This is a genomic window from Curtobacterium sp. UNCCL17 (assembly GCF_000686685.1).
In the GTDB taxonomy this organism is placed as follows: domain Bacteria; phylum Actinomycetota; class Actinomycetes; order Actinomycetales; family Microbacteriaceae; genus Curtobacterium; species Curtobacterium flaccumfaciens.
In genome coordinates this window covers 891,066-910,515 of the sequence record NZ_KK366000.1, presented here as the reverse complement: position 1 = coordinate 910,515, position 19,450 = coordinate 891,066, and the positions used below count along the sequence as shown (strand labels likewise).

Below are 19,450 nucleotides of genomic sequence, written 5' to 3'. Positions count from 1 at the left end.
CGTCTGCCGGTGCGTCTACCGGCGTCGGGTCGCGTCCTCGACCTCGCCCACCAGTTCTTCGAGGATGTCCTCGAGGAACAGCACGCCGATCGTGCGGCCGTCCGCGTCGAAGGCGCGGGCCACGTGGCGCCCGGCGGCCCGCATGGTCGCGAGCGCGTCCTCGAGGTCCATCTCGGTGTAGAGCGAGATGAGCTGGCGGATGCGCTTCGGCGGCACCGGGTCGTCGAACTCGTCCGGCCGCAGGTCGATGACGTCCTTCACGTGCACGTAGCCCGTGGGGGAGCCGTCCTCGCCGACGAGCACGTAGCGGGAGAACCCGCGCTGCGCCACGGCGTGCTCGACGTCGGCCGGGGTGGCGTCGTCGGGCAGGGTGACGAGCTCGGCCATCGGCACGGCGACGTCGCGGACCTTCTTCTCGGTGAACTCGAACGCCAGGGCGAGCTTGCCGTCGTCGGTCAGGGTGCCCTCGCGGCGGGACTGCTCCACGATGGTCTGCACCTCTTCCACCGTGAAGGCGCTCACCGCTTCGTCCTTGGGCTCGACGCGGAACAGCCGCAGCACGGCGTTCGCGACCTCGTTCAGGCCGACGATGACCCAGTGCAGGCCGTGACCGATGTACCAGAGCGTCGGCACCAGCAACAGCGCGGCGCGGTCCGGCATCGAGAACGAGATGTTCTTCGGCACCATCTCGCCGAACACCACGTGCAGGAACGACACGAGCAGCAGCGTGAACACGAAGGCCACGGTGCCGATCACCTCGGCGCTCCAGCCGGTCAGGTGCAGCGGGACCTCGAGCAGGTGGTGGATCGCCGGCTCGGACACGTTCAGGATGAGCAGCGAGCAGACCGTGATGCCGAGCTGGGTCGTCGCGAGCATGCGGGTGGCGTGCTCCATCGCCCACAGCGTCATCTGCGCGGCCTTCGAGCCCTCTTCGGCGCGGGGCTCGATCTGCGAGCGGCGTGCCGAGATGACCGCGAACTCCGCCGCGACGAAGTACGCGTTGCCCATCAACAGGACGACGAGCCAGAAGATGCCCCACCAATCGGAGCTCATCGGGTGCTGCCCTTCGTCGTGGTGGTCGGGGTGCTCTTGGTGGACGGGATGATGATCGCGGTCGCCGCCGTGTCGGTCGACGGGCGCGTCGGGGTCCAGCGGATGCGGTCGATCCGACGGCCGTCCAGCCGCTCGACCCGGAACACCCCGCCGTCCAGGGGCACCTCGTCGCCGACGACGGGCAGACGGCCCAGCGTCGACATGACGAACCCGCCGACGGTCTCGTACGGGCCCTCCTCGGGCACCTTCACGCCTGCACGGTCCTCGAGCTCGTCGGGACGCAGCAGACCGGGGAAGGTCAGCCAGTCACGGGAGCGGACCACGTCGATGCGGGCGCGGTCGTGCTCGTCGGAGACCTCGCCGACGATCTCCTCGATCAGGTCCTCGAGCGTGACGACCCCGGCGGTGCCGCCGTACTCGTCGACGACGATGACCATCTGGTAGCCGCGGCCGCGGACCTCGGCGAGCAGGGTGTCGCCGGGCATGGTCTCCGGCACGCGTTCGGCGTCGGTCATGAGGGCCCCGACGGGGACCTCCGGACGCTTCTCGCGCGGCACGGCGACGGCCTGCTTGACGTGCACGATGCCGACGACGTCGTCCGCATCCTCCTCGATGACGGGGAAGCGGCTGAAGCCGGTCTTGCGGGCGAGGGCGATGACGTCCTCGGCGGACTCGGACACGCGGATGGTGGACAGCCTCGGGCGCGGGGTCATCACGTCGCTGGCGCTCAGCTCGGAGAACGAGATGGTGCGCTCGAGGAGCGTCGCGGTGTCCTGTTCGAGCGAGCCCTCGGAGGCCGAGCGGCGCAGCAGCGAGGTGAGTTCCTCGGCGCTGCGGGCACCGGAGAGTTCCTCCTGCGGCTCGATGCCCAGCGACCGGAGCACGGCGTTCGCGGTGCCGTTCAGCAGCGCGACGGCGGGCTTGAAGACCGTCGTGAACGCGATCTGCAGCGGGACCACGAGCCTGGCGGTCTGCAGGGGCAGCGCGAGCGCGAAGTTCTTCGGCACCAGTTCGCCGAGGATCATCGACAGCAGGGTCGCGATGACGAGCGCCACGATCGAGCCGACGGTCTCGACGATGCCCTCTGGCAGGTTCATCGCCAGGAACGGCGCCTCGAGCAGCTTCGCGATCGAGGGTTCGAGCAGGTAACCGGTCAGCAGCGTGGTCAGCGTGATGCCGAGCTGTGCGCTGGACAGGTGCGTCGAGGTGACCTTCAGCGCGCCGATGACCGGTGCTAGGCCGGCTTCACCGCGGTCGCGCCGCGCTTCGACGTCGGCGCGGTCGAGGTTGACCAGCGCGAACTCGGACGCGACGAAGACACCCGTGCCGAGGGTCAGCAGGATGCCGCCGATCAGCATGACGATGTCGATCGGACTCATGATTCACCCCCGTTCGCGCACAGGGATGACGTGCAGCTCACCGAGTGAGCGGCGGATGAGTGAGGCGAAGAACTATTCGGGGGATCGTCCACAGTGCTGCCAATCGTACTGCCTGCGCGGTCGCTGAACCGTGAATCCGTACAGAACCGACCGCGCCTAGGCCGTGATCCGCGCGCGGTGGTACTGCTGCGGCTCGTAGTCGACCGGCACGCGGAGTTCGACGGCGGCACGGAGCGCGAACGACGGGTCGCGGAGCATCTCGCGACCGATCATCACGACGTCGGCCAGGCCGGTCGCGACGATCTGCTCGGCCTGGAACGCCTCGGAGATCATGCCAACGGCGATCGTCGGGATGCCGGCGTCGCGCTTGATCGCCGCCGCGTGCGGCACCTGGTAGCCGGGGCCGACCGGGATCGGCGCGCTCGCGACGTTGCCGCCGGTGGACACGTCGGCCAGGTCGGCACCGTGCTCAGCGGCCCAGCGGGCGACCACGGTGGTCTCGTCGAGCGTGAGCCCGCCGTCGACCCAGTCGGTGGCCGAGAAGCGGACGACGATCGGGAAGCCCTCGCCGACCTCGGCGCGCACGGCGTCGACGACCTCGAGCAGCGCGCGGGCACGGTTCTCGAGCGAGCCGCCGTACTGGTCGGTGCGCTGGTTGCTCAGCGGCGAGAGGAACTGGTGCAGCAGGTAGCCGTGGGCCGCGTGGATCTCGACCAGGTCGAACCCGGCCTCCACCGCGCGGCGGGCGGACTGCGCGAAGGCGAGGGCGACGACGCGGATGTCCTCGACCGCGAGCTCGCGCGGGACGTCGTAGCCGTCGAAGGCCACGGCCGACGGAGCGACCGTGGTCCAGCCGCCCTGGTCGGCGGGGACGGTGCCGTGTGTGGTGTCCCAGGGGCGGTAGGTCGACGCCTTGCGGCCGGCGTGTGCCAGCTGGATGCCCGCCGCGGCGCCCTGCTCGTGCAGGAAGTCGACGATCGGCTTGAACGCGTCGCGCTGCTGGTCGTTCCACAGCCCGAGGTCCTGCGGGGTGATCCGTCCCTCGGGCACGACACCCGTCGCCTCGACCACGACCGCGCCGGCGCCGCCCTTGGCGAACCCGCCCAGGTGCACGAGGTGCCACGGCGTCGGGACGCCGTCCTGCTGGTCCACCGAGTACTGGCACATCGGGGAGACCCAGATGCGGTTGCGGACGGTCAGGTCACGGACGGTGATCGGGTCGAACAGGGCGTGCGTCACGCGGGCTCCTCAGAGGACGGGTGCCGGCGCCTCGGCCAGTTCCGTCAGGAACGACCGCAGCGACGCCGGCGACGTGTAGTGGTGGCCGACCGCCCCGATTGCTTCCGCACCGGTGGCGTTCTCGGCCCTGTTGTCCACGAACACCATCTGACCCGGGTCGATTCCCAAGCGCGCACAGGTGTCGCGGTAGATGGATGCCGCGGGCTTCAGGACGTGCTCCTCTGCGCTCACCACGACGGTCTCGAACAGCGAGCCCATCGGGGAGCGGCGGTACGGGTCGCCGAAGTCGAAGCCCGCGTTCGAGAGCAGGGCCAAACGGGTGCCGGCGTCGTGCAGCTCCTCGACGATCTCGAGGGTCTCCGGCTCGACCTCGAACCACCCGGTGAAGTCGATCGCCCAGAACCGGTGGATCTCCGAGATGCTCCAGGTCCGTCCGGTCCGTTCCGCGATCGCACGCCAGTACGCCACGACGGACAGGTCGCCGCGGTCCAGGTCGTGCCGGAGCTCCTGGTACACCGGGAACAGCTCGTCCGCGGGGACCCCGGTGGCGGCCACGAGGGCGTCCCGAGAAGCGTGCGGCGTCCGGCTGATCACCTCGCCGTAGTCGAAGACCACCACGCGACCAGGCAGGAACAGGCTCATGTGCTCCACCGTAACGTGGGGCCGGTGAACGACTTCGTGCCCGTCCGACCGTCCGATGCCGCCGCGTGGGTCACCGCGCCGACGGGGGAGTCCACCAAGTACCGCCGCGGGGTGCTCGGCGTCGCGACCGGCTCCGACCAGTACCCCGGCGCCGCGGTGCTCGGGGTCGACGCCGCCGTGCACACCGGCGTCGGCATGGTCCGGTACGTCGGACCGTCACGCGCCACCGACCACGTGCTCACCCGGCGCCCCGAGGTCGTGTCCGGCGTCGGCCGTGTGCAGGCCTGGCTCGTCGGCTCCGGTGTCTCGGCGCCGTCGCTCGGTGACCTGGACGAGACGACGGCGTCGGGCTTCTCGCACGCCTCCGACGACGGCGTCCCGGTCGTCGTCGACGCCGGGGCGATCCCGCTCGTCGACCTCGGGCCGCTCGCCGTGCTCACCCCGCACGCCGGTGAGCTCGCTTCGTTCCTGGGGGTCGATCGCGCCGATATCGAGCAGGACCCGGCCGCCGCGGCGCTCCGTGCGGCCGAGCGGACCGGCAGCGTCGTGCTGCTCAAGGGGGAGCGGACCCACGTGGTCACGCCGGACGGGTCGGTGCGGCTCGTGGCTGCGTCCGCGACGCCGTGGCTCGCGGCGGCCGGTGCCGGGGACGTGCTGGGCGGCGTGCTCGGAGCGCTCGTCGCCGCGCGGCAGGGCTCCGTCGAGACGGCCGGGTCGTCGCTCACCCCGTCGGACCTCGCCCACCTGGCCGTGTCGGCCGCCGTGGTGCACGGACTCGCGGCGCGGCGGGCGTCCGGCGGCGGACCGTTCCCGATGACGACGCTCATCGCCGAGCTGCCGGGGGTCGTGCGGGACCTGGTCGTCGACGGGGACGCGCGCGGCTAGTCGTCGATGTGGAACGACAGCGTCGAGGTCGTACGACATCGGCTTCGTCGTTCGTTGCGGGCGCGGGGTGACGACAGTGTCGGTGTCGTACGACATCGGTGGTGTCGCTTGTTGTCGACGCGAGCGTGGGACGGACGGGAGGCCCGTGGCGGCGTCGCCACGGGCCTCCCGTCCGATTGCGGTCACGTCACGGGCGTGACGCGCGTCGCGGACGTCAGCTCGCGGGGGTCGCGTGCACCAGGAACTCGACGGAACCGGCGTCGTCGACCTTGACGAACCCCAGGCTCGGGGCCTGCACGCCGTAGTCCGAGAAGGTGATCGGGACCGAACCGGAGATGTCCACGCCGTCGCCGTTCAGGCCGACCTGCAGCTTCGCGGTGACGTCCTTCGTGACGCCGTGCAGGGTGAGCTTCCCCGGAGCCGTCACGGTCGTCGTGTCGGAGCCGCTCGGGACCGCGTCGGCGATCGGCGTGGTGAGTTCGAAGGTGGCCTCGGGGAAGGCCGCGGCGTCCATCGCGGAGTCGCGGAAGTAGGCATCGCGCTGGTCGGAGTCGGTGGTGATGTCGGCGACCTGCACCGTGATCTTCGCGGCGGTGATGCTCGTGCCGTCGACGGTCGCGGTGCCGGCGACGCTGTCGGTGCGGCCGGTGACGGTGACGTCGGAGCCGTTCAAGACCTCGTGGACGCGGTACCCGGCCTCGGAATCGCCGCCGACCGTCCACTCGCCGGACAGGTCCGTGCCGTCGAGGGTGGAGGCCTCGCGGGTGGCGGCGACGGACGGCGCGGCCGAGGCCTTCGCGTTCTCGGTGCTCGTGTAGACGTTCGTGAAGACCACCGCGCCGACGACGCCGAGGACGACCACGGCGGCGATGACGGAGATCCAGATGACGGCCTTGCGGCGCTTGCGCGGGGTGTCGGAGGTCACGAGCTGAACGGTGACACGTCATGCTCGGGAGAGCCTGAGATCGTGGCAGCGATCGCCCCCGGTCCGGCCGCTACGCTCGTCCGGTGCAGAGGACCTCGACCCGGTGGCTCGAACTCGCCGGCTTCGTCCTGGCGTTCGTCGCCGTGCACGGGTTCCTGTGGTGGCTGACCCTCGTGTCGGCGAACCTGCCGCTCGGTGACGTGACCATCACCTACAGCCGCTGGATCGAGACCGGGCGGACCGCGGACTTCTGGGTCGGCGTCGACGGCGCCTGGGTGTACCCGATCCTGGCGATCGTGCCGATGGCGGCCGCGGCGCTCGGGGGAGTCGAGTCCATCGGCACCGGCTGGCTGCTGCTGATGGTGGTGCTCGACGCCGTGGCGTGCGCGTTCCTGTGGCGGTTCCGGGCCCGCGTCGGGTCGTCCGACCGCTTCGGCGTGCACGGCGTGCGGGTCGTCTGGTGGTGGCTGCTGTTCCTGCTCGCGCTCGGGCCGATCGCGCTCGGTCGGATCGACACCGTCGCGACGGTGTTCGCGCTGGTGGGCGTGGCGTTCGTGGCCTCGAGGCCGGCCGTCGCGTCCGCGCTCTTCACCGCCGGCGCGTGGACGAAGGTGTGGCCCGCGGCGCTCGTCGCGGTGCTGCTGCTCCTGCGTCGCGGACACCGCCGGGGTGTGCTCGCCGGGGCCCTGGTGCTGAGCGCGCTGATCGTGCTCGTCGACGTGCTGTGGGGCGGTGCGCCGTACCTGCTGTCCTTCGTCGGTGAGCAGACCGGCCGTGGGCTGCAGATCGAGTCACCGCTCGCGACGCCCTTCATGTGGGCCGCTGCGTTCGGCGTCCCGGGCGCGGCGGTGTTCTACGACCAGGAGATCCTGACCTTCGAGGTGTCCGGTGCCGGCACGTCCGCCGCCGCCGCGGTGTCGACGCCGCTGATGGCCGTCGTCGTGGTGGCCGGGGTCGTGCTCGCGCTCTGGGCCGCCCGCCGCGGTGCCCGTCGCGCCGAGATCGCACCGGTCCTCGCGCTCCTGTTCGTGGCCGCGCTCGTCGCGACGAACAAGGTGGGGTCGCCGCAGTACATCGGCTGGTTCGCGGTGCCGATCGTGTGGGGACTCGCGGCAGGGACCCCGAGTGCGCTTCGGTTCGTGCCCGTCGCGGTGCTCGCGCTGCCGATGGCCCTGCTCACGCAGGTGGTCTACCCGGGCTACTACGACCAGTTGCTCGGCGTGCAGCCGTGGATCCTCGTGGTGCTCACGGTGCGGAACGTGCTCGAGGTGGCGATCCTGGTGTGGAGCGTCGTCGTGCTGGTGCGGATGGGGCGTCGCGCGGGGTCCGGACGGGTGTCGGCGCGCTCGTCGCCGTCCGTGCACGACCAGCCCGAGCCGGGCAGGATGGACGCATGATCGTCGCCTTCTCCGTCGCTCCGTCCGGTGGTCCCGCTGCAACGACCGACGGGTCCGTGCACGACGCCGTCGCGGCCGCCGTGCGCGTGGTGCGCGAGAGCGGACTGCCGAACCGCACCTCGTCGATGTTCACCGAGATCGAGGGGGAGTGGGACGAGGTCATGGACGTCGTCAAGCGCGCCACCGAGGCCGTCGGCGCGTACGGCACGCGGGTGTCGCTCGTGCTCAAGGCCGACATCCGCCCCGGGCACACCGGCGAGATCGACGGCAAGCTCGAACGGCTCGAGGCCGCACTCGGCGAGTAGCCCGCGGCGGCACGGACGACACGCCGGAGCGGTCCCTCGGATGTCGGTGGTCGGGTGTCTCATGGTCTGCATCGAGCCACATCGGGTGGCCTCTGAGACGACGAGGAGCGCGTGATGATGCACGACGGCTGGTGCCCCGACTGCGACCTGCGAACGGTCGTCATCGACACGGACGAACACGGCGACAACGCCTGGGCGACCTGCGCGGAGTGCGGCACCGGATGGGTGCACCGCGACGAGCTGCCCGAGCAGACCCCGGCACGGACCCGCACGCCGGAGCGCCAGGCGGCCTGACCTCCGGCGGGCTTTCGCTGGTCCGTTGGAGCGGTCTACACTCGACGGACCAGGACATCACGGCCGCCCCGTCCGGTGGGGTGCTGCACCGTCGTCCCGCTCCGCCCGCACGAGAACAGGCCCCATGTCACAGCTCACGCCTGCGCGTCGCACCCTCGCGCTCATCTCGCTCGCCCTCGGCGGCTTCGCCATCGGCTCGACCGAGTTCGTCGCGATGGGCCTGCTGCCGAACATCGCGCAGGCCCTGCTCCCCGAGCAGTACGGCATCGACCCCGACGCCGGGATCGCCCACGCCGGCTGGCTCGTCAGCGCGTACGCCCTCGGGGTCGTCGTCGGTGCGCCGACCATCGCGGCGATGTCCGCCCGGTTCCCGCGCAAGGGCCTGATCCTCGTGCTGCTCGTCGGGTTCGTCGTCGCGACGATCGCGAGCGCGCTGCTGCCCTCGTTCGGTCTGGTGCTCGTCGCCCGCTTCGTCGCGGGTCTGCCGCACGGCGCCTACTTCGGCATCGCGTCGATCGTCGCCGGCGACATGATGGGCCCGGGCAAGCGCGGCAAGGGCATCGCGATGGTGCTGCTCGGCCTGTCGGTCGCGAACGTCGTCGGGGTCCCGGCGATCACGTGGGTCGGACAGGTGGCCGGGTGGCGGGTCGCCTACGGCGTCGTCGCCGCGCTGTTCGCCCTGACGTTCCTGGCCGTCGCGGCCTTCGTGCCGAAGAGCGCCCGCGACGAGCACGCCACGATCGGCCGTGAGCTCCGGGCGTTCCGCGTGCCGCAGGTGTGGATCGTGATGGGCCTTGGCGCCGTCGGGTTCGGCGGGTTCTTCGCGGTGTACTCGTACATCTCGCCGCTCGTGCAGAACGTCACCGGGATGCCCGAGTCGTTCGTGCCGATCGTGCTCGTCGTCGTGGGCATCGGCATGGTCGTCGGCGGGGTGCTCGGCGGACACCTGGCCGACCACAGTGTGAAGCGCACGATCTACGTCGGCATGTTCGCGCTCATCGGCGCCCTGCTCGTCACCGTCCTGACGGCGCAGTGGCTCTGGGGCATGCTGCTCGGCGCGTTCCTGCTCGGGGCGACCTCGTCGGCGATCCCGCCGGCGGTGCAGTCGCGCCTGATGGACGTCGCCGGGGATGCCCGCACGATCGCGGCGGCGCTGAACCACTCGGCGTTCAACATCGGCAACTCGATCGGTGCGGCCCTGGGCGGCGCGGTCATCGCCGCCGGCTTCGGGTTCCTCGCACCGGGCTGGCTCGGCATCGGCCTGGCGCTGCTCGGCGTCCTGGTGACGATGGTCAGCTACGCGGTCGAGCGGCGGAGCACCCGCCGTGCCGCGGTCCGCTCCTCGTCACCGTCCACCGGTCCGATCACCGCACCGGTCCCGACGGCCTGACACGCGGGGTGCGCGCACGCACCCACCGGACGGGAGGCCCGTGGCGACGCCGCCACGGGCCTCCCGTCCGTCGTGTGGTGCGGCCACCGCACATGGTGAGCAGCAATGGTCGGGTCCCGTGACGGGACCCGACCATTGCTGCTCACGAAGCGCAACGCGCCACGCGCGCTAGAGCCCCAGGGGGCTGCCGTCCTGCACGATGATGCCGTCGGTGATCGCACGCTTCCGGAGCGCCACCTTCGTGCCCACGTCGAAGCCGGCGACGCGGTACTTCTCGCGGATGCGCTTGAGGTAGCTCTTCGCCGTCTCCTCGGAGATGCCGAGCTGGTAGGCGACGCTCTTGACGGGCTCACCACCGCCGTACAGGGCCATCACGCGACGCTCCTGGGCGCTGAGCTTCGGCACACCGCCGACGTCGCCGCTGTTGATGGCGAGGTCGAGCTCGGCCGAGACGTACTGCTCGCCGCGCTGGGCGGAGCGGATCGCCTCGACGATCATGTCGGCGTCCTCGCTCTTGACGAGGTACCCGAGGGCGCCGGCGCCGAGGGCCTCGCGCACGACGTTCGGCTCCGAGTACGTGCTCATCACGACGGTCTTGACGCCCGCGGTCTTGAGCGTCGAGATCTTCAGCGACACCGGGATGGAGTCCTTGAGGTCCAGGTCCAGCAGCACCACGTCGACCGGGAACGCCGGGCTCGTCAGGAGCTCGGGCCAGGTCGTGACGGCGGCCACCAGGGTGATGTCGTCGGCCGCGTTCCGGATCCACTCCGTGAGCGCGCCGAGGAGCATCCTGTGGTCGTCGACCAGTGCGAGTCGGATCGGTTCCTCTGGAGTCGCCATGCTGGCGTCCTTTCTCGGTGCGGATTGCTCGGCCGATCCTAGGAGGATCCGGGCCGGAAGTCGGTCAGGCGTGCGGGTGTCCGGCGGCTACATCGACGGATGTCGGTTCACGACGCAGTGCGCGACGATGTGCAGCGCGCCGTCACGGACGGTCTCGGTGTACGGGCCGATGCGCTGCAGGGCACTCCAGGCCGTCGGGCCGAGGCTGCGCCGGGGCACCCCGCGGGACTCGATGACGACGGGCACGTCCATCGTGTCGTCGCTGACCGGATGGCCGTCGGAACCGATCGGGCCGAGCGTGACGGAGACGACGGGCATGCCGGGCTGGGCGGTGCGGCCGTCGCCGACCATCTGCCAGATGGCCTGCAGCAGCCCGTCGCGCTGGGTGGGGGAGAGGTGCCCCGCCAGGGCCGTCGGGTCGGCGACGCTCACCGAGCGACCGAGGTGGTCGGACTCGGTGATCGCGTGGTACAGCCAGGTCTCGCGGCGGCCCTCGATCAGGTGCAGGCGGAGCTCGGTGGCGAGTGACGCGGCGACCGAGCTCGAGGCGTCGGACAACGGCAGCGGGTCGGTGCCGTTGGCGACGGCGTCGAGCAGCTTCTCCGCGGCCAGGTCGAGCCGGGCGAGCTCGTCCGAGGCGAGCATGCCGACGGCGAACTGCGGTGCCTGCACGTTGCTCTGCACGAGCACCCGGTCGAGCTCGCGCTGCACGAGCTGCCGGAACCGCTGCACGACGTACAGCGCGAGCGCCGGCGGCACGACGACGAGCGACAGCAGGGACACGATGCCGGGCATGGTGTCGTTGGTGATCGGCGTCGACGCGACGGCCATCACGATGAACGCGATGCCGAGCACACCGATGGCGACGGCGACCTCGCGGGCGGGTCGGAGCGTGGCGATCGGCAGCAGCGCGAAGCCCGCGGCCATCGACGCCGTGGCGGTGTGGGCGATGTCGTGCTCGGGCCAGATGCCGATGAAGTCGAGCGTGACGACGCAGGCCAGCACGACGCAGATCAACGCGAAGGCCGGACCCGTCAGTCGTTCGCCGTAGGTCAGGACACTGAGTCCGACCCCGACGGCGGCGACGACGTAGAGCCCCCAGGCGACGGCGGGCAACCACGGGTCGGAGTACTCGTTCCAGCGCACCAGGAAGAACGCGATGCCGGCGACGGCCTCGATCGCGGTGAGGACCGCGGCGCCGAGGCCGAGGTAGCCGGCACCGAGCGAGGCGCCGGGCTTCGCGGCCTGCCGCAGGGACCGGGCACCGGTGGACGTCGACGGGAGCCCTCGGGCCTGGCGACGTTCGCTCGTCCGGTACCGCTCGCGCGCCTCGCGGCGGGTGCGGGGTGCTGGCGGCGCGGTCTCGCCGGGCAGACGGCGGCCGATCGTGTCCTCGGGGACCCGGGTCATCGCGGTGCCTCCAGGACGACGGTGGTGCCGGAGCCCGGCGCGGAGAAGAGCTTCGCGTCGCCGCCGACCTCGCGCAGGCGGTTCACGACGCTCTCCTTGAAGCCGAGTCGCTCGGCACTGACGGTGGTGAGGTCGAAGCCGACGCCGGAGTCGGTGACCATCGCGCGGACGACCTCGTTGTCGTGGACGATCGTGACGTGGGCCTCGCCGACGCCGGCGTGCCGACGGACGTTCTCGAGGCACTCGCCGAGCGCGAGCAGGAACGCGTCGAGCACGTTCGACGGCAGCAGGACCTGCCCGGTGCCGTGCCAGCTGACCTCGAGCCCCATCCGGCCGAAGCGCTGCTTGACCGACTCGAGGGTCTGTCCGAGCGGTGACTCCTCTTCGCGGGTGAGCGAGTAGTCACCGGACTGCGAGGGCTGCGGGGTCGCACCGAGGCGCAGGTGCCGCAGCAGTCGGGCGTCCTCGGCGGCCTGCTCGCGCATCGCCTGCTCGGAGACGCCGACGCCGGAGTGCGCCAGCAGCGTCAGGGTCGCGAGCACGGTGTCGTGCAGCAGGCGGGCACCCTGGCGGCGCTGCGCCTCGGTCTCGCTGGCCTGCCGTTCGGCGCGGTGGGCGGTGCCGATGCTGTAGATGCGGCGGGCGACGCGGGGGATGCTGCGCGAGATCCAGATCGCCACGACGGCCATCAGGATCCACCCGAGCAGTGCGCCGCTGACCGGGGTCGACAGGAGCGAGCCCGACCCCCAGACCATGAGCACCACCACGGCGCCGCCCCCGGCGATGGTGATGCCGAGACCGACCGGGTGCCCGCGCTGCGCCATCAGCGGTGCCGAGAGCCCGCCGGCGGCCAGGGGCATGACGGCGCTGGCGACGAGGGGCCTGGCCGAGTCCTCGACGCCGGTGAAGAGCAGCACCATCGTGGCGAGCCCGGCGACGACGATGGCGGCGGTCCACCACACCTCGCCGCCGCGGCCGAAGCACACGAGGGCGGTGATCATCGCGGCGATGCAGAGGAGTGCGCCGATGAGGGGCGGCGTGGGCACGGCGGCAGCGGAGAGGATGCCCACGACGCTGACGAGCGCGCAGACGATGCCCACGACACGGGTCGCCGACCGCAGCAAGCGGTCGCGTTCCTGTGCGATGAAGTCCATCGATGTCCTGGTTGGTGACGATCTGGGTGGTGCGGGAAACCGAGCGTCGGTCAGTGCCGGGCTCCACGCCATCATTCCACGCGCGCCACCCGTTGGGGGGTCTTCGGCGCGCCGCGGTGGCGGCAGGCCCCGCTCAGGACTCCAGCAACCGCCGCAGGTGCGCCCCGACCTGCTCGTGCTCGATGAGGAACCCGTCGTGTCCGAACTCGCTCTCGATCACCGCTGCGGTGTCCCCGTCGAGCGCGTCCGGCACGCCCGCCGCGATCCGGTGCTGGTCCTCGACGGGGAACAGCCGGTCGCTCGAGATCCCCACCACCAGGGTCCGTGCGGTCACCAGCCCGAGGGCGGCCGACACCCCGCCGCGACCGGCACCGACGTCGTGCGAGTCCATCGCGTACGTCAGCGTGACGTAGCTCGAGGCGTCGAACCGCCGTGTGAACTTGTTGCCGTGGAAGTCGAGGTAGCTCTCCACCGAGAACCGGCCGTCGTCGCCGAGCGGGGAGACGTCGCTCTGCCAGGACCGCGCAAAGCGGCTGTTCAGCTCGTCCGAGGCGCGGTACGTCATGAGCGCCATCCGCCGGGCCAGCGACAGGCCTCGGTGCGGTCCCTCGCCGGCCTCGGCCTCGAAGTAGTCGCCGCCGGCGAACGCCGGGTCCATCTGGATCGCCGCCCGCTGCAGCGAGTTCGCCGCGATCTGGTCGGCGGTGGTCTGCGCCGTCGACGCGAGGACCGCCAGCCGCTGCACGCGCGCCGGGTGCGAGACCGCGAACTCGAGGGCGTGCATGCCGCCCATCGACCCGCCGACGACGGCCGCGAAGGTCTCGATGCCGAGCCGGTCGGCGAGCTGCGCCTGCACCTCGACCTGGTCGCGCACCGTCACGAACGGGAACCGTGCGCCCCACTCCGCGCCCGAAGGCGACACCGACGACGGCCCGGTGGTGCCCTGGCAGCCGCCGAGCATGTTCGGCGCGATCACGAACCACCGGTCGGTGTCGATCGCCCGCCCGGGCCCGACGACGTCGCCCCACCAGCCGGCGGTGCGGTGTCCCGGGCCGGGGTCACCCGCGACGTGCGAGTCACCGGTCAGCGCGTGCAGGATGAGCACCGCGTTGTCGCGGGCGGCGTTGAGCGTGCCCCACGTCTCGTACGCCACGCGCACGGACGGCAGGCGGCCGCCGCGCACCCACTGCTCGCCGAGGGACTCGAAGTGGCGTGCACCCGGGTGGTCACCGGGACGCCAGGCACCGGTCACGGGCGGCTTGCCGAGGGTGCCGAGTTCGGTGCCGGGCACCAGGGTGGACGGCACGGAGTCCTCGGGGGTCGTCTGCCAGTCCATCGTGCGTCCAGTCTGCCGGGAGGCGCGGGTCACCGCCGCCGTGTTACGTCACGCCCGGCGGGTGGCCGGGTGTCCGGGCCGCGGGCGCGCCGGGCGGGTCGGGCGCGTTGGAACGACGCAGAACGACAGGGTCGATGTCGTACGACGTCGACCCTGTCGTTCTGCGTCGGCAGGCAGGCAGGGAGCCAGGCAGTCAGGCAGGCAGGCCGCGCGGGACCTACGCGCGCTGGCTCTCCTGCGCGATCACCCGGGCCGCGGCGAGGCCGGCCTCGAGGTCGGCCTTCAGGTCGGCGATGTTCTCGATGCCGACCGACAGGCGCACCAGGCCGGGCGTGACCCCGGTGGTGAGCTGCTGCTCGGGGGTGAGCTGCGAGTGCGTGGTCGACGCCGGGTGGATGACGAGCGAACGGACGTCGCCGATGTTCGCCAGGTGCGAGAAGAGCCGCAGGTTGTCGACGAACGCCTTGCCCGCGGTGACCCCGCCCTTGAGCTCGAACGACAGCACGGCGCCGACGCCCTTCGGCGCGTACCGGTTCGCGGCGGCGTACCAGGGCGACGTCGGCAGACCGGCGTAGGCGACGGTGGCGACGTCGGGGTGCTGGTCGAGCCACTCCGCGATCTCCTGCGCGTTGGACACGTGCCGCTCGATGCGGAGCGACAGGGTCTCGATGCCCTGCAGCAGCGCGAACGCCGTGTCCGCCGAGTTCGACGCACCGAGGTCGCGGAGCAGCTGCACCCGGGCCTTCACGATGTACGCGAGCTCGTTGCCGACCGCCTCGGCGAAGACCGCACCGTGGTACGACGGGTCGGGCGTGTTGAACTCCGGGAACCGGTCGGCGTGCTGCGACCAGGCGAACTTCCCGCCGTCGACGATGATCCCGCCGATGACCGTGCCGTGGCCACCGAGGAACTTCGTGGCCGAGTGCACCACGATGTCGGCGCCGTGCTCGAACGGACGGATCAGGTACGGCGTCGCGATCGTGTTGTCGACGATCAGGGGGACGCCGGACTCGTGGGCGACGTCGCTGACGCCCGTGATGTCGAGGACGTTGATCTTCGGATTGCCGATGGTCTCCGCGAAGAACAGCTTCGTGTTCGGGCGGACCGCGCGGCGCCACTCCTCGAGGTCGTCCTGGTCCTCGACGAACGTCGTCTCGATGCCGAGCTTCGCCAGCGTGTACTTGAACAGGTTGTACGTGCCGCCGTAGATCGACGACGACGACACGATGTGGTCACCCGCCCCCGCGATGTTGAGCACCGCGTAGGTCTCGGCAGCCTGGCCGGACGCGACGAGCAGGGCCCCGGACCCGCCCTCGAGTGCGGCGATCCGCTGCTCGACGACGTCGTTCGTCGGGTTCATGATCCGGGAGTAGATGTTGCCCGGCTTGGCGAGCGCGAACAGGTCGCGTGCTTCGTCCGAGTTCGCGAAGACGTACGAGGTCGTCTTGTAGATCGGCGTCGCTCGGGCGCCCGTGGTCGGGTCCGGCTGTGCGCCGGCGTGGACCTGGGTGGTCTCGAACTGCCACTGCGCGGCGTCGTGCTCGGTCATCTTGGTGCTCCTGTCCGGTGCGGCTGGTCGTCGGGTCGCCCTGCGCTCGGCCCGGAGGCTCGGCGCTGCTGTGCGTCGGGTGTCACGGTACGCAGGTGGCCGGGCCCGCACCACCGCACCCGCCTCGGGACGTAACGCACCCGCCGGCCCCGCCCCGCGCCTCCAGGCCAGGATGGTGCCCGGGGCTGACGGCGGCGACCACGGGGGATCGGTCGCGGCCTGCCGCGACGTCGCGCGCTGCCGACTGAGCGCAGCGAAGACGACTGCTTGCGCGGAGATGTCACGCGTCGCGGCGGAACAGCCAGTCGACCTTCGGTTCGAGCAGCCACCGCATCCCGCGCCGCACGAAGGGCTGCGCCAGGAACAGGCTCACGACGCAGGCGATGACGACCATGAGGAGCACGAACGGCCAGGCCGAGTGCTCGCCGGCCAGCACGCCGGACTCCCGGATCGGGTAGAGGACGAACGTGTGGAGCAGGTAGACGTACATCGTCGCGGCGCCGAACTGCGTGATCCAGACGCTCCGACGGGGGATGAGCACCAGGAACGACGCCGTCAGCAGGGTCGCGAGCAGCATCAGGCCGAAGCGCACCGCACCCGCCCACCAGGCGTCCTCGCCGAGCCCCGAGTAGGAGTCGTCGTAGAAGAACCAGTGGTGCAGGTCGAACTCCTTGAACTGCGGGATCCAGACCGCGCAGGACACCGCCCACGCGGCGAACACCGCGACGGCGGCGATCCGCACCCGGACGACCGTGCGACGGGACGCCTCGTACCAGCGGTCGAAGACGCCCCACTGCTTGACCTGCCACCCGAGCAGGAAGAACGGCAGCAGGCTGATCGCGCGGGACAGCGAGAGCGTGGAGTCGACGTTGTCGAAGTAGCCGACGCCGATGCTGAACACGACCGCCCAGAACAGCGGCCACCGCAGCTGCGCCAGGTACGGCAGGATCAGCTTGAAGATGCCCAGGGCCAGCAGGAACCACAGGGTCCACGTCGGCTTCGTCGGGTTGAAGTCCTTACCGCCCTCGACGATGCCCTGCACCACGGTCCAGATCGTCTGCATGATGATGTACGGCACGACTATGTCCGTGATCGTCCGGCGCATCCGCTTCGCCGTCGGGGTGTCCGCCGACGAGAAGTACCCGCTGATCACGCCGAACGCCGGCATGTGGAACGCGTAGATGAACGTGTAGAGGGCCAGCGCGTGCTCGCTCGCCGGCGTCTGCCGCTGGATCGCGTGCCCGATGACCACGAGCGTGACCGCGACGAACCGCGCGGTGTCCCACATCGGGATCCGGCGCGGAGCTCGACCGGGCTCGAGCTGCGTCGCCGGGGCCGAGGGGGCGGGAGGGGCGGCATCCGTCGTCATCGCCGGTCACGTTACCGGATCGTGATCTGGACGGCCCGGTGCGGTGCCGGAACCGTCCCGCTCGGTACGGTGGTCGGACCGGGCCACCACGCGCCCGGTCACCGACGCAGGAGGCAGATCACATGGCAGCACGGCGCGCAGTCGTCACCGGAGCGAGCTCGGGCATCGGGGCGGCCACGGTCCGGCTGTTCCGGTCACGGGGCTGGGACGTGCTCGCCGTGGCCCGCCGCGCCGCGAAGCTCGAGGCGCTCGCCGCGGAGACCGGGGCCGACACCCTGGTCGCCGACATCACGGACGCCGACGACGTGGCGGCGCTCGCCGCGCGGGTCGCGGACCTCGGCGGTGCCGACGTGCTCGTGAACAACGCCGGTGGGGCGTTCGGGTCGGCGAGTGTCGAGGAGTCCGACGTCGACGACTGGCGCGCCATGTTCGAGGTCAACGTGATCGGCACGAAGCGCGTCGTCTCCGCGCTGCTGCCGCACCTGCGCGACCGGGCTCGCGTGTCCGGGGGAGCGGACATCGTCACGGTGACCAGCACCGCCGGGTTCGTCGCGTACGAGAACGGTGGCGGCTACAACGCCGCGAAGTTCGCCGAGCACGCCCTGGTGGGCGCACTCCGGCTCGAGCTGAACGGCGAGCCGATCCGCGTCGTCGAGATCGCGCCGGGCATGGTGAAGACCGACGAGTTCGCGCTCACCCGGTTCCGCGGGGACGAGCAGAAGGCCGCCGCGGTGTACGACGACGTGCCGGAGCCGCTCGTGGCCGACGACGTCGCCGAGGCGATCGTGCACGCGGTGGAGCTGCCGGCGCACGTGAACCTCGACCTCGTGACGATCAGGCCGGTGGCGCAGTCGGCGCAGCACAAGCTCGCACGCGGCCCGCTGACGCCCCGCTGAGCGGACCCCACGCCGGACCCACGCCGGACCCACGCCGGACCCACGCCGGACCCGCGCCGGACCCACGCCGGACCCGCGCAGCGCCCGGGCGGCGGCCGCGGGTCGCGGGCGTGGGCTCCCTGCCGGTACCGTGGTCGGATGCCGATCAGCAGCGAACCCGAGCCCGCGGCTCCGTCCACCGTGACCGTGACGAGCGGGCCCGAGGTACTCGGCTGGCTCGAGTTCGGTGACGCCGCACGCCTGCTCGCCAAGGACGTCCTGTCCAGCGGCTTCGAGCCCGAGGTCGTCGTCGCCGTCGCCCGCGGCGGACTGATCATCGCCGGTGCCGTGGCGTACGCCCTCGGCACCAAGGAGTGCGGCTCGATCAACGTCGAGTTCTACACCGACGTCGAGCAGCGGCTGGAGGAGCCCGTCGTGCTCGCCCCCGCCCTCGACGCCCCGAGCCTGGCGGGCAAGCGGGTCCTCGTCGTCGACGACGTGTCGGACTCCGGCCGCACCCTGCGCCTGGTGGTCGACATCATCCGGAACGCCGGTGCCGACGTCCGGAGCGCCTGCCTGTACTCGAAGCCCGGCACCGTCCTCGAGCCCGACCACGTGTGGCGTCGGGTCGACGGCTGGATCACGTTCCCGTGGAGCGCCCTCGCCCCCGTGACGGCCGAGTCGTGAGCATCCACCTGGTCGGCGGCGGTCTGTTCGCCGCCTCGGACGCCGCAGCGCCGTTCCTCGCCGAGGCCACCGCCCGTTCGGCAGCGGTCGGCCGGAGCGTCCCGCGCATCGCCCTGCTCTCCGTGGCGGGCCCGGACGGCGGCAGCCCGTCGTCGACCGCCGACATCGCCGAGGTCCTCGGCGGCCCGCGCACGGCCGAGGTGCTCGTCACCGAGGTCGCGGCCGGTCAGGTCTTCGACACCACGGTCCTGAGCGACGTCGACGCCCTGGTGGTCGGTGGCGGCGTCACCCCCGGCTACCTGGCGGCGATCGCCCCGCTCGTCGACCAGCTCCGGCTGCTCGTCTCCGACGGTCTGCCCTACCTCGGCTACTCGGCCGGTGCGATGATCGCCGCCGACCGTGCCCTGGTGGGCGGCTGGCGCATCGGCGGCGTCGAGATCTGCCCCGAGGCGGCGTCCGAGGGGCTGGACGAGGTCGAGCTCCGCGAGGGCCTCGGCCTGGTCGACCTGACCATCGACGTGCACGCGGTGCAGGCCGGCACCCTCGCGCGGCTCATCGCCAGCGCCGAGGCCGAGTTCGTCACCGCCGGACTCGCGATCGACGAGGACACCACGCTCGTCGTCGGCGAGGGCGCGCTCGAGGTCCGGGGAACCGGCAGCGTCTGGCGCGTGATGGCAGGCGAGGAGTCGGTGGCCGTCGCCACCATGGGCGCGTAGCCGAC

19 protein-coding genes are annotated in these 19,450 nt (G+C 71.6%); 8 read left to right on the top strand and 11 right to left on the bottom strand.

Annotated features, from left to right (window positions below):
- Positions 1-15 precede the first annotated feature (15 nt).
- The 4 genes from BR70_RS0109195 to BR70_RS0109180 form a co-directional block, all read right to left on the bottom strand.
- Positions 16-1,053, bottom strand: coding sequence for a hemolysin family protein (locus tag BR70_RS0109195; RefSeq protein ID WP_027465832.1), 1,038 nt, complete (start codon positions 1,051-1,053; stop codon positions 16-18).
- Positions 1,050-2,432: a hemolysin family protein gene (locus BR70_RS0109190; RefSeq protein WP_027465831.1), complete on the bottom strand. Its 1,383-nt coding sequence runs from the start codon at positions 2,430-2,432 to the stop codon at positions 1,050-1,052. The genes BR70_RS0109195 and BR70_RS0109190 overlap by 4 nt, the downstream gene beginning before the upstream one ends.
- A 156-nt stretch (positions 2,433-2,588) precedes the next feature.
- Positions 2,589-3,671 carry an NADH:flavin oxidoreductase/NADH oxidase gene (locus BR70_RS0109185; RefSeq protein WP_027465830.1) on the bottom strand — a complete coding sequence of 361 codons (1,083 nt, stop codon included), beginning with the start codon at positions 3,669-3,671 and terminating at the stop codon, positions 2,589-2,591.
- 9 nt (positions 3,672-3,680) lie between these two features.
- Entirely contained in the window at positions 3,681-4,313 is a 633-nt protein-coding gene (locus tag BR70_RS0109180; protein WP_027465829.1) for an HAD family hydrolase, read from the bottom strand.
- Positions 4,314-4,337: 24 nt separating this feature from the next.
- Between BR70_RS0109180 and BR70_RS0109175 the strand changes: the two genes are divergently transcribed.
- Positions 4,338-5,198, top strand: a complete 861-nt coding sequence (locus tag BR70_RS0109175; protein ID WP_035808349.1) for an ADP-dependent NAD(P)H-hydrate dehydratase — start codon at positions 4,338-4,340, stop codon at positions 5,196-5,198.
- A 214-nt stretch (positions 5,199-5,412) separates the two neighbouring features.
- Here BR70_RS0109175 and BR70_RS0109170 read toward each other — a convergent pair whose 3' ends face one another.
- Complete coding sequence (locus tag BR70_RS0109170; protein ID WP_027465827.1) at positions 5,413-6,123, bottom strand: YceI family protein; 711 nt, start codon at positions 6,121-6,123, stop codon at positions 5,413-5,415.
- A gap of 83 nt (positions 6,124-6,206) precedes the next feature.
- Between BR70_RS0109170 and BR70_RS20265 the strand changes: the two genes are divergently transcribed.
- From BR70_RS20265 to BR70_RS0109150, 4 genes are all read left to right on the top strand, one after another.
- Positions 6,207-7,520, top strand: a complete 1,314-nt coding sequence (locus BR70_RS20265) for a glycosyltransferase 87 family protein (protein WP_051596755.1) — start codon at positions 6,207-6,209, stop codon at positions 7,518-7,520.
- Entirely contained in the window at positions 7,517-7,825 is a 309-nt protein-coding gene (locus tag BR70_RS0109160; RefSeq protein ID WP_027465826.1) for a thiamine-binding protein, read from the top strand. Before BR70_RS20265 ends, BR70_RS0109160 begins: the two co-directional genes overlap by 4 nt.
- Before the next feature lie 114 nt (positions 7,826-7,939).
- The gene (locus BR70_RS0109155; RefSeq protein ID WP_027465825.1) at positions 7,940-8,119 is read left to right on the top strand and encodes a hypothetical protein; all 180 of its coding nucleotides are present in this window, start codon (positions 7,940-7,942) and stop codon (positions 8,117-8,119) included.
- A gap of 124 nt (positions 8,120-8,243) precedes the next feature.
- Positions 8,244-9,509 carry an MFS transporter gene (locus BR70_RS0109150; RefSeq protein ID WP_027465824.1) on the top strand — a complete coding sequence of 422 codons (1,266 nt, stop codon included), beginning with the start codon at positions 8,244-8,246 and terminating at the stop codon, positions 9,507-9,509.
- A gap of 168 nt (positions 9,510-9,677) precedes the next feature.
- Here the strand turns inward: BR70_RS0109150 and BR70_RS0109145 are convergent, their stop codons facing one another.
- The 6 genes from BR70_RS0109145 to BR70_RS0109120 form a co-directional block, all read right to left on the bottom strand.
- Positions 9,678-10,349 (bottom strand): response regulator transcription factor, encoded by a 672-nt coding sequence (locus BR70_RS0109145; RefSeq protein WP_017888182.1) that lies wholly within the window; start codon positions 10,347-10,349, stop codon positions 9,678-9,680.
- 87 nt (positions 10,350-10,436) lie between these two features.
- Entirely contained in the window at positions 10,437-11,759 is a 1,323-nt protein-coding gene (locus tag BR70_RS20260) for a hypothetical protein (RefSeq protein WP_051596754.1), read from the bottom strand.
- Complete coding sequence (locus BR70_RS0109135) at positions 11,756-12,913, bottom strand: ATP-binding protein (protein WP_027465823.1); 1,158 nt, start codon at positions 12,911-12,913, stop codon at positions 11,756-11,758. The genes BR70_RS20260 and BR70_RS0109135 overlap by 4 nt, the downstream gene beginning before the upstream one ends.
- A 133-nt stretch (positions 12,914-13,046) precedes the next feature.
- Positions 13,047-14,249: a homoserine O-acetyltransferase MetX gene (gene metX / locus BR70_RS0109130; RefSeq protein ID WP_027465822.1), complete on the bottom strand. Its 1,203-nt coding sequence runs from the start codon at positions 14,247-14,249 to the stop codon at positions 13,047-13,049.
- 217 nt (positions 14,250-14,466) lie between these two features.
- Entirely contained in the window at positions 14,467-15,798 is a 1,332-nt protein-coding gene (locus tag BR70_RS0109125; RefSeq protein WP_027465821.1) for a bifunctional o-acetylhomoserine/o-acetylserine sulfhydrylase, read from the bottom strand.
- Between the two features lie 280 nt (positions 15,799-16,078).
- Positions 16,079-17,167: an acyltransferase family protein gene (locus tag BR70_RS0109120; RefSeq protein ID WP_027465820.1), complete on the bottom strand. Its 1,089-nt coding sequence runs from the start codon at positions 17,165-17,167 to the stop codon at positions 16,079-16,081.
- A 122-nt stretch (positions 17,168-17,289) separates the two neighbouring features.
- On the opposite strand from BR70_RS0109120, the gene BR70_RS0109115 reads away from it, so the two are divergent.
- From BR70_RS0109115 to BR70_RS0109105, 3 genes are all read left to right on the top strand, one after another.
- Positions 17,290-18,063 carry an SDR family oxidoreductase gene (locus tag BR70_RS0109115; RefSeq protein ID WP_027465819.1) on the top strand — a complete coding sequence of 258 codons (774 nt, stop codon included), beginning with the start codon at positions 17,290-17,292 and terminating at the stop codon, positions 18,061-18,063.
- A 138-nt stretch (positions 18,064-18,201) separates the two neighbouring features.
- Positions 18,202-18,729 (top strand): phosphoribosyltransferase, encoded by a 528-nt coding sequence (locus tag BR70_RS0109110; protein WP_051596753.1) that lies wholly within the window; start codon positions 18,202-18,204, stop codon positions 18,727-18,729.
- Entirely contained in the window at positions 18,726-19,445 is a 720-nt protein-coding gene (locus tag BR70_RS0109105; RefSeq protein ID WP_035808345.1) for a Type 1 glutamine amidotransferase-like domain-containing protein, read from the top strand. Before BR70_RS0109110 ends, BR70_RS0109105 begins: the two co-directional genes overlap by 4 nt.
- Positions 19,446-19,450 lie beyond the last annotated feature (5 nt).

Excerpts from the sequence above, each read along its gene's own strand:
- BR70_RS0109195 (WP_027465832.1), bottom strand. The coding sequence starts at position 1,053 with ATGAGCTCCGATTGGTGGGGCATCTTCTGGCTCGTCGTCCTGTTGATG.
- BR70_RS0109190 (WP_027465831.1), bottom strand. The coding sequence starts at position 2,432 with ATGAGTCCGATCGACATCGTCATGCTGATCGGCGGCATCCTGCTGACC.
- BR70_RS0109180 (WP_027465829.1), bottom strand. The coding sequence starts at position 4,313 with ATGAGCCTGTTCCTGCCTGGTCGCGTGGTGGTCTTCGACTACGGCGAG.
- BR70_RS0109160 (WP_027465826.1), top strand. The coding sequence starts at position 7,517 with ATGATCGTCGCCTTCTCCGTCGCTCCGTCCGGTGGTCCCGCTGCAACG.
- BR70_RS0109155 (WP_027465825.1), top strand. The coding sequence starts at position 7,940 with ATGATGCACGACGGCTGGTGCCCCGACTGCGACCTGCGAACGGTCGTC.
- BR70_RS0109150 (WP_027465824.1), top strand. The coding sequence starts at position 8,244 with ATGTCACAGCTCACGCCTGCGCGTCGCACCCTCGCGCTCATCTCGCTC.
- BR70_RS0109145 (WP_017888182.1), bottom strand. The coding sequence starts at position 10,349 with ATGGCGACTCCAGAGGAACCGATCCGACTCGCACTGGTCGACGACCAC.
- BR70_RS20260 (WP_051596754.1), bottom strand. The coding sequence starts at position 11,759 with ATGACCCGGGTCCCCGAGGACACGATCGGCCGCCGTCTGCCCGGCGAG.
- BR70_RS0109135 (WP_027465823.1), bottom strand. The coding sequence starts at position 12,913 with ATGGACTTCATCGCACAGGAACGCGACCGCTTGCTGCGGTCGGCGACC.
- metX (WP_027465822.1), bottom strand. The coding sequence starts at position 14,249 with ATGGACTGGCAGACGACCCCCGAGGACTCCGTGCCGTCCACCCTGGTG.
- BR70_RS0109125 (WP_027465821.1), bottom strand. The coding sequence starts at position 15,798 with ATGACCGAGCACGACGCCGCGCAGTGGCAGTTCGAGACCACCCAGGTC.
- BR70_RS0109120 (WP_027465820.1), bottom strand. The coding sequence starts at position 17,167 with ATGACGACGGATGCCGCCCCTCCCGCCCCCTCGGCCCCGGCGACGCAG.
- BR70_RS0109115 (WP_027465819.1), top strand. The coding sequence starts at position 17,290 with ATGGCAGCACGGCGCGCAGTCGTCACCGGAGCGAGCTCGGGCATCGGG.
- BR70_RS0109110 (WP_051596753.1), top strand. The coding sequence starts at position 18,202 with ATGCCGATCAGCAGCGAACCCGAGCCCGCGGCTCCGTCCACCGTGACC.